Below are 13,045 nucleotides of genomic sequence, written 5' to 3'. Positions count from 1 at the left end.
TGTCATAAGCTATGCGAATGAAATGAGCGTGGCAATCTCATGAGGCAATATAATATTCCTAAGATTGCCTCCGCCTTCTTTCTACGAATCTCCTCGCAATGACGTTAAAAAATTAAATTATCATAAAAATAATATGGAAGAAAATTTAAAGAAAACAGGTTTTTTATTCGGTGGGAACGCTGTTTTTATTGAAGAATTATATAAACAATATTTAGAAAACCCTGCTTCAGTTGATCAAACTTGGCAAGAGTTTTTCACGGGCGTTAAGGATAGCAATGAACTTCTTAATAAGAGTACTGCTAAAGTAATTTTAAAAACAGTAGCCACAGACGATTCCAAAATTTCAGAAAATCCTGCATCCACCACAAATAATTTTAATGTTGGTGCGATGATAAAAAATTACCGTAAATATGCCCATTATCTTGCAAAGCTAGACCCGCTAGGGCTTGAAGTTACTAAAACTAAAGAAGATTTAAAACTTAGTATAGAGAATTTTGGTTTCACAAATGATCAGCTTAATAAAGTAATAGAACATAAATTTTTAGACAAAACATATAGCTTAGGTGAGTTGGTTAATTTTCTTGATAAAACTTATTCAGGTTCTATTGGAACTGAATTTGAGCAGGTAGAAAACGAAGAGGAAAAAAATTGGTTATATTCTAAATTAGAATCAGGTGTTATTTCATTTTCCTCTGAAGAAAAGAAAAATATCCTAAATGACTTAGTGGAAGTAGAAGGATTTGAGCAATATCTACATACAAAATTCCCAGGGGCTAAGCGTTTCTCGGTAGAGGGCGGTGATGCTTCCATAGTTGCCATGAATAAGGCTATTGATTTATCTCTGCATCAAGGTGTAGAAGAAATCGTCATAGGAATGGCTCATCGTGGTAGATTAAACTCGCTAACTAAAGTAGTCGGTAAACCTTATAGAGCTGTTATTGCAGGCTTTATAAGCGGTAGCGTTTTTCCTGATGAGCTAAATGTTTCAGGTGATGTAAAATACCATTTAGGCTATTCATCGGATAGGGTCGTAGGTGATAAGAAAATACATTTATCGCTTGCTTATAACCCATCGCATTTAGAAGCTGTAAACCCGATAGTTGCAGGTAAAGTAAGAGCAAAACAGGACATACTTAAAGATACTAAACGTAGTAAAGTCAAAGCTATTTTAGTGCATGGTGATGCTGCTTTTTGTGGTCAAGGAGTTGTTGCGGAGGGCTTATCTATGTCCCCCCTAGCTGCTTACAATATTGGCGGAGTGCTACATTTCGTAATTAACAATCAGCTAGGTTTTACAGCGAATGCAGCAGATACCAGAGCCAGTAGATATTCTACAGAATTTGCAAAAATAATATCAGCACCGATTTTGCATGTTAATGGTGATGATATAGAAGCAGTATTAAAAGCCACAAATATTGCGGTGGAATATAGGCAGAAATTCGGTAAAGATGTTATTGTGGAAATCATTTGCTACCGAAAATATGGGCATAATGAGGGCGATGAGCCAATGTATACACAAGGTAAAATGTATAACATTATCAAGAGTAAGCTAACGCCTGGAAATATCTATGCAAATGAGCTAGTGAAAAGTGGTGTGATCGATAATAATTATTTTGCTAAATTAAAAGAACAGTTTAAAGCAAAACTAGATAAGGAATATGAGCAGGCTAAGAATTATAAGCAAGAAGCTCATTTCTTAGGTGGTTTGTGGCAAGGTATTACTCGCACTCGCACACAACCGGCAGTAACTGGGGTAGATAAAAAGACCTTACAAAGTCTAGGGACTAAGCTATGCGAAATGCCAAAAGATTTTGCCGTTAATCCAAAATTAGTTAAGCTATTTGACGCTAGAAAAGCTGCTTTAACCGCAGATCAGCCTATTGATTGGGCAACAGCTGAGCAGCTCGCTTTTGCAAGCTTGCTAACATCTGGTACTAATATAAGATTAACAGGGCAGGACTGCGGACGTGGCACTTTCTCGCATCGCCATTCGGTATTACATAGTCAAGTTGATGATACTACCTATATGCCTCTAAATAATTTGTCCAAAGAACAAGCAACATATGAAGTAGCAGATAGTAATTTATCTGAATATGCAGTACTTGGTTTTGAATATGGTTATTCACTCGCAAATCCAAAAAATTTAGTTTTATGGGAAGCACAGTTTGGCGATTTTGCTAACGGAGCTCAGATTATTTTTGATCAATTTATTTCAAGTAGTGAAACAAAATGGCTTCGCATGAGCGGACTAGTAGTTTTACTACCACATAGTTTTGAGGGGCAAGGACCAGAGCATAGCTCAGCAAGACTTGAGAGATTCCTACAGCTAGCAGCTGAGGATAATATGTATGTTACATATCCTACTACGCCTGCTTCAATTTTCCATCTACTTCGTCGTCAAATAATTGATAATGTTAGAAAGCCACTAATCGTGATGTCACCGAAATCTTTATTGCGTCATAAAAATGTGGTTTCTAAACTTGATGAATTAGATAGCAATACTACTTTTTTACCGGTTTTAGATGAAGTAAATAAACTAGAAGCAAGCAATATTACTAAAGTAATTTTATGTAGCGGTAAGGTGTATTATGATCTATTTGAAATGCGTGGCAGTAATAATAGTATAGTGATTATTAGGCTTGAACAATTATACCCATTTGAAAAAAAGGTTGTAGTAGAGCTGTTAAAAAAATATAATAAAGCAAGTGAATTTATTTGGTGTCAGGAAGAGCCAATGAATATGGGAGCTTGGAGATATATAACCTCTCACCTAAATAATGCTTTAAAAGAAGCAGGAATTAATAATGAATTCAAATATATAGGTAGAGAAGAATCAGCATCTCCGGCAGTAGGCTCACTACAAGCACATAATAAGCAGCAAGAAAAATTATTAAAAGAAGCCTTAGGAGTAAAATAATATGGGTGTTAAAATTATAGTACCGTCTCTCGGTGAATCGGTAACAGAAGCGACTATTGCCAAGTGGTATAAGAAAGAGGGCGATGCTGTTAAAACCGATGAATTATTATTGGAAATTGAAACTGAGAAAGTAACATTGGAAGTTAATTCCCCATGCAATGGTACTATAGGCAAAATAACAAAAGCTGACGGAGCAAATGTTGGAGTTGGTGAAGAAATAGGCGAGATAAATGAGGGAGAAGCTGTAGCAACAAATAATAACGAAGCAGCAAAGCCTCAAGCAGCTCCCCAGGTTGCTCCAGAAAAGCCAGCAGAAAAACCAGCAGTAGTTAATAATAATCTTTCTCCATCCGTACAAAAACTAGTTACTGAAAACAAGCTTGATCCAAATAATATAAAAGGGACAGGTAAGGACGGTAGAATTACTAAAGGTGATGTGTTGGAAACAATGAACGCTCCTGTTCCTGTCACTACTTCTTCAGCTAAAACTAATGAAGAAAGAGTGCAGCGTGTGCGTATGTCACGTTTGCGTAAAACTATTGCACAGCGTTTAAAAGATTCACAAAATACAGCTGCTATTTTGACTACCTTTAATGAAATTGATATGTCAAAAGTTATAGCTCTGCGTGGTAAGTATAAAGATGAGTTTGAGAAAAAGCACGGCGTGAAGCTTGGCTTTATGTCATTTTTTGTTAGAGCAACTATCGAAGCTTTAAAACTTATTCCGTCAGTAAATGCTGAGATAGATGGTGATGATTTAGTATATAAAAATTATTACGATATAGGTGTAGCTGTTGGAACTGAGCAAGGTCTTGTTGTACCGGTGGTTAGAGATGCGGATAAAATGGGATTTGCTGATATTGAAAAGACGATAGGGGGACTCGCTAAAAAAGCAAGAGATGGTAAGCTTTCTATGGGTGATTTATCAGGCGGTACATTCTCGATTTCCAACGGCGGTGTATATGGTTCGCTTTTATCTACTCCTATTATTAACCCGCCTCAATCCGGTATTTTAGGGTTACATAAAACTGAGGAAAGAGTGGTAGCTATAGACGGTAAAATTGAAATACGCCCGATGATGTATATAGCTCTATCGTATGATCACCGTATAATTGATGGAAAAGAAGCCGTTTCATTCTTAGTGAAAATTAAAGAGCTAATAGAAAGTCCTGAAAAGCTGCTGCTAAACTTATAGTTTGGAGTATAATTAATGATAAAATGTACTCGTCGTATTGAGTTCGATGCAGGACATAGAATTATCGGTCATCAAAATAAATGTCAATATCTGCACGGTCATCGCTATGTTCTTGAAATAACTATAGCAGCAAATGATACTGACGAACTTGGTATGGTAGCGGATTTCGGTTTGATCAAAGATTTAGCTAAAGTTTGGGTTGATAAGAATTTTGATCACAGCCTAATCTTGCATCAGGATGATAAAGAAATTGGGCAGAAAATTGAAAGTCATACAGGTCAGAAAGTATATTATTTGAAGAATAATCCGACGGCTGAAAATATTGCTATGCATTTAAAAAACGAGATTTTCCCTAAGCTTTTTGAAAGTCAAAAATTCTTTATTACCAATATAAAACTATTTGAAACGCCTAATTGTTTTGTTGAGGTCTAAGCATGCAAGAGTTTTGCTTAGTTTTGACCACGACTAATGATTTACAAATTGCTGAAAAAATAGCCTCTCTATTATTAGAGTTAGATCTTGCTGCTTGTATACAAATTGATGATGTGAAAAGTTACTTTAAATGGGATGCTAAAGTAGCTTTAGAAAAAGAATATAGAATTGTGATTAAAGCAAAATCTTCTAATTATAAAAAGATTGAAAATAAAATCCTTGAAGTTCATAATTATGAATTACCGCAAATAATAAAAATAAACATTGACGGCGGTCTTCAAAAATACTTAGAATGGATTAATCAAAATAGTAAGTAAACCTATGGTTGAATAATTTAAATCGAAAAATAAAGTAAGTATACTCGGAGTAAAAAATGAAATTATGGCAAAAAGTTACCTTAGGTCTAATCTTCGGTATTATATTCGGTATTTACCTACCGCAATATGTTGATTATATTAAGCCGGCAGGTGACATATTTTTACGTTTGATAAAAATGATCATTGCACCGCTAATTTTCTCTAGCTTGGTTTCAGGCATTACTAGTATGAATGATACTTCTGCACTTGGCAGGGTAGGCATGAAAGCGGTAGCAGCCTTTTTAGGAACTACTTTCTTTGCTACGGTTTTTGGTCTTACTGTTGCTGCAATATTAAAGCCTGGCGTAGGCATGCATATAGATTTTTCTCCTTCGGGCTCTAGTAAAATTGAAAGAACATCGTTTAATATAATAGATTTTTTTGTCAATATAGTTCCTGATAATGCTGTCGGTGCTTTTGCAAATGGTGATGTTTTGCAAGTAGTATTCTTTGCCGTCTTTGTCGGTATTACCTTAAATAAAATGAAAGCAGCAGCAGAACCTATTACTGATTTAGTACATTTAATGTCAAAATTAGTACTAAAAATGATATCTTTTGTTATTCAATTATCACCTTATGGTGCCTTTGCTTTAACAGCTTGGATTATAGGTACGCAAGGTATAGAAGTAATGATAAGCCTTTCAAAACTTGTTATAGCAGTTGTTGTGGCTATGACATTCCAATATCTAGTATTCGGTTTGCTTATATATATATTTTGTCGTGTATCCCCTATACCTTTTTATAAGAAAAGCTTTGAGTATCAGATACTTGCTTTTTCCACTTCAAGTAGTAAAGCGACTCTTTCAACTACTATGCAAGTTTGTCGTGAGAAACTTGGAATTTCAGAGTCTAGTACTTCGTTTGTATTGCCGATAGGTGCTTCAATTAATATGGACGGTTTTGCTATAAATTTATCGCTTACCACTATCTTTTTTGCTCAAATGATGGGAGTAACACTTGCTCCACATGATTATTTAGTAATTATTCTAACCTCAACTCTTGGCTCAATTGGTGGTGCTGGTATTCCAGGAGCTTCTTTAATAATGCTGCCTATGGTGCTTTCATCTGTACATCTACCAATTGAGGGAGTAGCAATTATTGCAGGTATTGACCGTATACTTGATATGCTTCGTACTACTATCAATATTACCGGTGATGCAACGATTACTATGCTTATCGATAATAGTGAGGGGACTTTAGATAAAGAAGTGTACTTATCGTAAATTTAACTCAATTCTAATGCTGCCGCTTCTAAAGTTTTGAGTTGATCACGAAGCTTTGCTGCTTGTTCAAATTCAAGATTACTTGCAGCTTTGAGCATTTCTTTTCGTAATTTATCAATATGAGCTTTCAGTTTAGCAGGATTATCAAATAAATTATGGGTTTGTTTTTTATCAAGCTTAATATCTACCTTTTCAAGCTCTGCTAAAGCATGGATAGTGCGGTTGATGGTTTTTGGGATTATACCGTGTTTTTCGTTATGTTCTTGCTGTATTGTGCGTCTACGCATCGTTTCGCTAATAGCTTTATCGATGGACTTAGTCATTTTATCGGCATAAAGAATAACTCTTCCTTCGCTATTTCTTGCAGCTCTACCAATTGTTTGTATTAGCGACACTTCCGAACGCAAAAACCCTTCTTTATCAGCATCAAGTATGGCAACTAAGCCGCATTCGGGAATGTCTAAACCCTCGCGTAGTAAGTTAATACCTACTAGAATATCAATTGTTCCTTGCCTTAAATCCCTTAATATTTCGATACGCTCTAATGTGTGGACGTTAGAATGCAAATAAGAAGTCTTATATTTAAGCTCCTGCAAATAATTGGTTAAATCTTCTGCTATTTTTTTAGTAAGAGTAGTAACCAGCACACGGAAGCCTTTTGCGATGGTGCTTTGAATTTCGCCTACTAAATCCTCAACCTGATTAGTAGCTGGCTTAATAATACATTCAGGATCAAGTAGCCCCGTAGGTCTAATTATCAGCTCTACGACTTCACCGCCGGTTTCATTTAATTCAAAAGGTGAAGGGGTTGCTGATACGAAAACAGTTTGCGGTCTAAAATTTTCCCATTCCTCAAATTTTAGCGGTCTATTATCAAGAGCTGACGGCAAACGAAATCCATGTTCTACTAGCACTTCTTTCCTTGCTCTATCGCCATTATACATAGCTCTAATTTGTGGGACGGATACGTGGCTTTCATCAACAAATAATAATGTATCTTTTGGTAGGTATTCAAACAAAGTTGGCGGTGGCTCACCAGCTTTACGACCTGAGAAAAACCTAGAGTAATTTTCTACACCTTTACAGCTTCCTGTTTCGATTAACATTTCAAGGTCATACTGGGTACGTTGATTAATCCTTTGAGTTTCTAGTAATTTATCTTGCGATTTTAAGAATGCGATACGTTTTTGCAATTCCTCTTCAATTTCCGATATTGCTTTATTTACTGTCTCTTTCGGCATTACGAAGTGAGAATTACCATATATTATAGCCTTATCAAGCTTGGCAAGTTTTTCGCCAGTTAGCGGATCGAATTCGTGAATATACTCAAGTTCATTACCGAAAAATGATAAACGCCAAGCCTTATCGCTATAGTGTGATGGAAAAATATCAACATTATCGCCTTTGACCCGAAAGCAACCACGTTCAAAACCAATATCATTACGCTCATATTGCAAATTCACTAAATCATTAAGTAGCTTATCACGAGGGTAACTTTTACCAGGCTCTAAATTGACTGTCATTTGGTAATATAAATCAGGGGAGCCAAGACCATAAATGCAAGAAACAGAGGACACAACTATAACATCGCGACGCTCTAATAATGATCTTGTGGCTGAGTGCCGCATCAAATCGATCTGCTCGTTAATAGAGGAGTCTTTTTCTATAAAAACGTCGGTTTTTGGGATGTAAGCTTCCGGCTGGTAATAGTCGTAATATGATACAAAATATTCAACTGCATTCTTCGGAAAAATCGATTTCATTTCGGAATAAATTTGTGCCGCTAGCGTTTTATTATGTGCCATAATAAGCGTTGGTCGGTTAGTTCTTTCTATAATATTTGCCATAGTAAAGGTTTTACCTGAGCCTGTAATACCAAGCAACATCTGTGAACGCTTTTTACTGTTTAAACCTTTGATAATTTCATCAATTGCCTTCGGTTGATCACCTGCTGGTTTATAATCTGATATAATAGAAAAGTTGTTCATCGCTTTTTTCTTGCTTTAATAATTATAGTTTAAGATAATATATTAAAATTAAATAAAAGAGTACAACATTATGAATAAAGCTATATTACACGCTATTATTATTTACACCCTTGCCGGTTGTCCTTATTGCATAAAAGCTAAAGCACTACTTGATAAAAAAGAAGTTGCTTATCAAGAAATCGAAGTTCAGAATGCTCAAGATCCAAATGCAGCAGAATTAAGAAAGAAGTTAAATAATCCTGATAGATTAACGTTTCCGCAGATATTTATAGATGGTATGCATATAGGCGGTTGTGACGATTTATATGATCTTGATAAAGAAAGAAGATTAGATAAGTTGTTGGAAGGACAACCGAAGAAGGATTCAGCTGTTGCCGGTGCTTGAAACCTATCATCATTGTGAGGAGCGTATTGCCACATTTTTCATACTGCAACTTCTATGTCATTTTTGCGTAGATACTAACTCGTCATTGCGAGCGAACAAAGTGAGCATGGCAATCTCATGAAATAATGTATAATTCCTGAGATTGCCTCCGCCATCTGCTATGCATCTCCTCGCAATGACGTTAAAACCTATTCATAAAGCCCAAACAATGACTAATCAAACTCAACATAAAAATTCATTTTACTCACTTCTGCCTTATTTATGGTCGAAAGATTTTAACATACGTTTGCGTATTATTTCATCACTTATTTGTCTGCTTCTTGCTAAAGCAATAAATATTTTCGTACCAATAGTTTATAAATACGTAATAGATGGATTAAATAAAAATCTAGCACTTTCGGTTATTATCGGCATAATTATTGCATATGGCGGGACTAAAATATTTGTTGGAATATTTAATGAGTTACGCAATATTATTTTCTCAAAAGTAGGGCATCAAGCGACTAGGCTTATTGCTCTGAACGTCTTTAAACACATGCATAATTTAAGCATGCGGTTTCATGTTACCCGAAAAACCGGTGGCTTAAGTAGATCAATAGAGCGTGGAACTAAAGGCATAGAAGCGGTACTGCGTTATTCATTATTTAATATTCTTCCGACAAGTGTAGAAATTATTCTTGTAAGCGGGATATTATGGTATGTATATGGTATTTGGTTTTCTGTTACTATCCTAGTAACCATGTCAATTTATGTTCTTTTCACTTTTCTAATTAGTACTTGGCGAATTTCGTTTGCCCGCGAGATGAATCAAAGCGACAATACTGCAAATAATAGGGCAATCGATAGCTTGCTGAATTTTGAGACTGTTAAATATTTTAGCAATGAAGAATATGAAGCCTCTAAATTTAATGAAGCATTGCAAATTTATGAAAGATCAGCCACAAAAACAACTAATAGCTTATCAATTTTAAATATAGGGCAGGATGTTATAATATCCCTTGGTCTTGTAGCTCTTATGATACTATCGGCGACTAAAATAAACCAAGGTAAAATGACAGTCGGAGATTTAATTATGGTTAATACTTATCTCTTCCAGCTATCAATTCCGCTTTCAATACTTGGTTTTGCTTATAGGGAAATTAAGAACGCCCTAGTCGGTATGGAAGATATGTTTAATCTTTTAGATATACCAAAAGAAGTAGAGGACGCTAAAGATGCTAAAGAGCTGATTATATCAAAAGGCGAGGTTGCTTTTAAAGAAGTGAATTTTGCTTATAATCCAGAACGTCCGATTTTGCATAATATCAGTTTTGCTATAGATAGCGGTAAGACACTTGCCATAGTTGGGAGTAGCGGAGCAGGTAAATCGACTATCTCACGTTTGCTTTTCAGATTCTACGATATTAATAGTGGCAGTATTACTATAGATGGGCAGGATATAAGAGGAGTTACACAAAGCTCGCTTCGCAAAGCTATTGGAATCGTGCCACAAGATACTGTCCTGTTCAATGATACAATATATTACAATATCGCTTATGGTGATAATTCGGCTAGCTATGATGAGGTTATAGCTGCTTCGAAAAACGCCCATATTCATGAGTTTATTACTAGCCTGCCGGAGGGGTATGAAACTCAAGTAGGTGAGCGTGGTTTAAAACTTTCTGGTGGCGAAAAGCAACGTATCGCCATAGCAAGAACGTTACTCAAAAATCCATCTATATACGTGTTTGATGAAGCAACAAGCTCGCTTGATACCAAAACTGAAAAGTTAATTCAGGCAAGTCTTAAAGAAATATCGGAGCATTATACTACCTTAATTATTGCTCACAGGTTATCAACGATAATCGACGCTGATGAGATTATTGTTTTAGATAATGGCTATATAGTCGAGCGTGGCAACCATAAAACCCTGTTGAAACAAAAAGGCTATTACGCAGAACTTTGGTATAAGCAGCAGAAAGAAGAGCTAAATAATAATTAATATATTTTTATTACTGGTTCTAGTTCCCAAGTCACGGGAGGCATTGCCAGCGTGGATTATTTTTTCTGGATTGCCAAGCTCATTTCATTCGCGTAGCTCAGACGACTTAGTATCCACGCAACAGTGCCGCTACAGTGTGACAGAAGCGGAAATTACATTCAACCTATAAACTTATTGACTTTCGTAGTCACATATAGAATCGTAATCGGAACGGCTATTAAGCTTTTCTGGGATGTAGAAGTCCTTTAACGTAGATGGTTAGCATTATCCATTTAAAAATGCTCCTCAACTTTATGGTTGGGGAGATAATAGCATATGTTCAGGGTTTAAAGTGCATAACTTTAAACCTAAAAGCTATTATAACTGTTTCTACGACGGTTCTTCTAACTCCCCAATCACCTGAGATTTTCTTTGGTGGTTTAATTAATCGGGAGTCATCAAATGTCAAATCAAAACAAAAAAGCCATCAACAATATTACGCTAGATTCCGTTGAAAAAGAGATAAATACTCTTAAAGATGAAGTTGCACATTTATTAGAAAACCCCGCAACAGAAGAAGATATTGAAAGAATAGAACAACGTTTAGAGGAACTTGAAAAGATGCTTTATAATGTTGTATAGTTATTGTTATGTCATCCTTGTTTAAGGTTTGTTGCTTGGATCGAGGTGCGTCATTGCGAGCGACAGTAAGGAGCGTGGCAATCCAGAAAAAATAATAAAAATGCTAAAAGTTAGCATTTTTCAACTGGATTTCTTCGTCAAAACTTTCAGTTTTTCTTCGCAGTGACGACTCTCGATCCATGTGGAAAATCTTACAAATCCTTGCAATGATGTATTTTTATATAGGCTATTTATTTTGTCCCTTAAAAATGATACTCCTCGCAGCAGAGCTACGAGGTATCTATCCAAAAAGTTTTAACTGTTTTTGTTGAAATGCTTTATAAGAAGGTTTGCCTGAACCTTGATTTTTTACATAATTACGTAATTTCCGCTCATCACCATGTTTACCTACTGTGCTCATAAAATATCCTTTACTCCAAAACTCACTTCCCCATAATTTTTCTTTAAGATTTGGATATTTCTTAAACATTTCCTTAGATGTAATACTTTTTATGATTTGAGTTATTTTTGTTGGGCTATACATTAGTATTGACTGTAGTAAAAAATGTACATGTTCTTTATCTACTCCTATTTCCAAAAATCTAATTTCATAACGAGCTTCTATGTCCTCACAAATTTTACATAAATAATCGTCTAGTTCCTCATTGAATATTACTCTTCTATACTTTGCCGGTATTACTAAATGATATATTAGTACTGTGACATTATGACTTTTATGTATATAACTGCTTTCTTCCATGCATCTAGTATATCACGAAGCAGAGCTTCGGGGAATTAAACCCTAAGAGATTAAACTATTTCTTATTACAATAATTAGCGGTACAATATTGGGACTGTTGCGAGATGAGAGGGTAGCAGGTATAATAAAAAAATAAAAAATATGTTTATATGTCAGAGTATCAAATGCTAATGGTAAGTTTAGATGAGTTAGTAAATGCGGATCATCAATATCGTAAATTCAAAAGTTTATTCAAATTCAAAGCAGTTGAAGCTGAGTTATTAGCATTAGAATGCGAAGCTAATTATAAAGGATATGGTATAGAGAGGCTGTTTAAATGTTTGCTGCTACAATTTATGGAAGACTTATCTGATCGGGAATTAGAACGTTATTTAGCTGATAGCACAGCGGCGAAATGGTTTTGTAATTTTGCTCTTACAGAAAAGACACCTGATTATAGTGTATTTAGTAAAATACGTAAAAAAATAGGTACTAATTTACTATCAAAAATATTTACAAAATTCCGCGATCAACTACGAGTACAAGGCTATATGGGTGAAGTATTTACCTTTGTAGATGCTTCTCATTTAATCTCAAAAGCTAATCTCTGGGAGGAACGTGATAAACTAAGAGCACAAAAATATGATAAATTGAATAATGAGACTTTGCCTAAGGTTGCAAAGGATAAACAAGCCAAAATTGGCTGTAAGGGAGGGAATAAATTTTGGTATGGTTATAAAAAACATGTGAGTGTTGATATTCAATCAGGCATGATCAATAAGGTTGCAGTTACCCCTGCAAATGTTACCGATAGAAAAGGTTTTAAGCATGTTATGCCAAGTTCTGGTGCTACATATGTTGATAAAGGTTATTGTACAATCTCTACCAAGAATGCAGCAGCTAAAAAGGGAGTCCATCTTTGTGCAATAAAGAAAAATAATATGAAAGATAAGAATTTTGACCTTGATAAATATTATACGAAAATCAGAGCACCTTTCGAGATGGTATTTTCAAAAGATAATAAGCGGGTTAGATATATAGGAATTGCCAAAAATCAATTCTCCGAATTTATGAATGCCATATGTTTTAATTTAAAACGATTAGTGGTTTTAACAACTTTAATGGCTTAAAGAAATTTATTAATAAAAATTCTAACTCTGTAAACAAATCTCTATTAAATTACTACACTATTGAATAACATTTATCTCTATATTAAACAGAATTTCTTT

Annotated in this window: 11 protein-coding genes; 9 read left to right on the top strand and 2 right to left on the bottom strand. The window is 35.1% G+C overall.

Annotation, left to right across the window (positions count from 1 at the left end; genetic code table 11):
• Positions 1–133 precede the first annotated feature (133 nt).
• The 5 genes from ACOAL3_RS08540 to ACOAL3_RS08520 are packed head-to-tail and all read left to right on the top strand — an operon-like array spanning position 134 to position 6,123.
• Positions 134–2,917, top strand: a complete 2,784-nt coding sequence (locus ACOAL3_RS08540) for a 2-oxoglutarate dehydrogenase E1 component (RefSeq protein WP_419234833.1) — start codon at positions 134–136, stop codon at positions 2,915–2,917.
• A 1-nt stretch (position 2,918) separates the two neighbouring features.
• The gene (gene odhB, locus ACOAL3_RS08535) at positions 2,919–4,112 is read left to right on the top strand and encodes a 2-oxoglutarate dehydrogenase complex dihydrolipoyllysine-residue succinyltransferase (RefSeq protein ID WP_419234832.1); all 1,194 of its coding nucleotides are present in this window, start codon (positions 2,919–2,921) and stop codon (positions 4,110–4,112) included.
• Between the two features lie 15 nt (positions 4,113–4,127).
• Complete coding sequence (locus ACOAL3_RS08530; protein WP_395476610.1) at positions 4,128–4,544, top strand: 6-pyruvoyl trahydropterin synthase family protein; 417 nt, start codon at positions 4,128–4,130, stop codon at positions 4,542–4,544.
• Positions 4,545–4,546: 2 nt separating this feature from the next.
• The gene (cutA, locus tag ACOAL3_RS08525) at positions 4,547–4,861 is read left to right on the top strand and encodes a divalent-cation tolerance protein CutA (protein WP_419234831.1); all 315 of its coding nucleotides are present in this window, start codon (positions 4,547–4,549) and stop codon (positions 4,859–4,861) included.
• Between the two features lie 56 nt (positions 4,862–4,917).
• Positions 4,918–6,123: a dicarboxylate/amino acid:cation symporter gene (locus ACOAL3_RS08520; RefSeq protein ID WP_395476612.1), complete on the top strand. Its 1,206-nt coding sequence runs from the start codon at positions 4,918–4,920 to the stop codon at positions 6,121–6,123.
• Positions 6,124–6,125: 2 nt separating this feature from the next.
• On the opposite strand, the gene uvrB is transcribed toward ACOAL3_RS08520, so the two are convergent.
• Positions 6,126–8,111, bottom strand: a complete 1,986-nt coding sequence (gene uvrB, locus ACOAL3_RS08515) for an excinuclease ABC subunit UvrB (protein WP_419234830.1) — start codon at positions 8,109–8,111, stop codon at positions 6,126–6,128.
• Positions 8,112–8,181: 70 nt separating this feature from the next.
• On the opposite strand from uvrB, the gene grxC reads away from it, so the two are divergent.
• The 3 genes from grxC (at position 8,182) to ACOAL3_RS08500 (ending at position 11,098) form a co-directional block, all read left to right on the top strand.
• Positions 8,182–8,496: a glutaredoxin 3 gene (grxC, locus tag ACOAL3_RS08510; RefSeq protein ID WP_419234829.1), complete on the top strand. Its 315-nt coding sequence runs from the start codon at positions 8,182–8,184 to the stop codon at positions 8,494–8,496.
• A gap of 208 nt (positions 8,497–8,704) precedes the next feature.
• Positions 8,705–10,477 carry an ABCB family ABC transporter ATP-binding protein/permease gene (locus tag ACOAL3_RS08505; RefSeq protein ID WP_419234828.1) on the top strand — a complete coding sequence of 591 codons (1,773 nt, stop codon included), beginning with the start codon at positions 8,705–8,707 and terminating at the stop codon, positions 10,475–10,477.
• Between the two features lie 441 nt (positions 10,478–10,918).
• On the top strand, positions 10,919–11,098 hold the full coding sequence (locus ACOAL3_RS08500) for a hypothetical protein (RefSeq protein ID WP_395476616.1): 180 nt from the start codon (positions 10,919–10,921) through the stop codon (positions 11,096–11,098).
• Positions 11,099–11,378: 280 nt separating this feature from the next.
• Here ACOAL3_RS08500 and tnpA read toward each other — a convergent pair whose 3' ends face one another.
• Positions 11,379–11,837, bottom strand: a complete 459-nt coding sequence (gene tnpA, locus ACOAL3_RS08495) for an IS200/IS605 family transposase (protein ID WP_419234827.1) — start codon at positions 11,835–11,837, stop codon at positions 11,379–11,381.
• A gap of 149 nt (positions 11,838–11,986) precedes the next feature.
• On the opposite strand from tnpA, the gene ACOAL3_RS08490 reads away from it, so the two are divergent.
• The gene (locus ACOAL3_RS08490; RefSeq protein WP_419234540.1) at positions 11,987–12,946 is read left to right on the top strand and encodes a transposase; all 960 of its coding nucleotides are present in this window, start codon (positions 11,987–11,989) and stop codon (positions 12,944–12,946) included.
• Positions 12,947–13,045 lie beyond the last annotated feature (99 nt).

It is taken from the genome of Rickettsia endosymbiont of Nabis limbatus, from assembly GCF_965196655.1.
GTDB lineage: Bacteria > Pseudomonadota > Alphaproteobacteria > Rickettsiales > Rickettsiaceae > Rickettsia.
The sequence above is the reverse complement of the archived record's forward strand: the minus strand, read 5'-3'. Positions and strand labels throughout refer to the sequence as shown.

Coding starts and splice junctions, on each gene's coding strand:
- ACOAL3_RS08540 (WP_419234833.1), top strand. CDS start 134: ATGGAAGAAAATTTAAAGAAAACAGGTTTTTTATTCGGTGGGAACGCT.
- odhB (WP_419234832.1), top strand. CDS start 2,919: ATGGGTGTTAAAATTATAGTACCGTCTCTCGGTGAATCGGTAACAGAA.
- ACOAL3_RS08530 (WP_395476610.1), top strand. CDS start 4,128: ATGATAAAATGTACTCGTCGTATTGAGTTCGATGCAGGACATAGAATT.
- cutA (WP_419234831.1), top strand. CDS start 4,547: ATGCAAGAGTTTTGCTTAGTTTTGACCACGACTAATGATTTACAAATT.
- ACOAL3_RS08520 (WP_395476612.1), top strand. CDS start 4,918: ATGAAATTATGGCAAAAAGTTACCTTAGGTCTAATCTTCGGTATTATA.
- uvrB (WP_419234830.1), bottom strand. CDS start 8,111: ATGAACAACTTTTCTATTATATCAGATTATAAACCAGCAGGTGATCAA.
- grxC (WP_419234829.1), top strand. CDS start 8,182: ATGAATAAAGCTATATTACACGCTATTATTATTTACACCCTTGCCGGT.
- ACOAL3_RS08505 (WP_419234828.1), top strand. CDS start 8,705: ATGACTAATCAAACTCAACATAAAAATTCATTTTACTCACTTCTGCCT.
- ACOAL3_RS08500 (WP_395476616.1), top strand. CDS start 10,919: ATGTCAAATCAAAACAAAAAAGCCATCAACAATATTACGCTAGATTCC.
- tnpA (WP_419234827.1), bottom strand. CDS start 11,837: ATGGAAGAAAGCAGTTATATACATAAAAGTCATAATGTCACAGTACTA.
- ACOAL3_RS08490 (WP_419234540.1), top strand. CDS start 11,987: ATGTCAGAGTATCAAATGCTAATGGTAAGTTTAGATGAGTTAGTAAAT.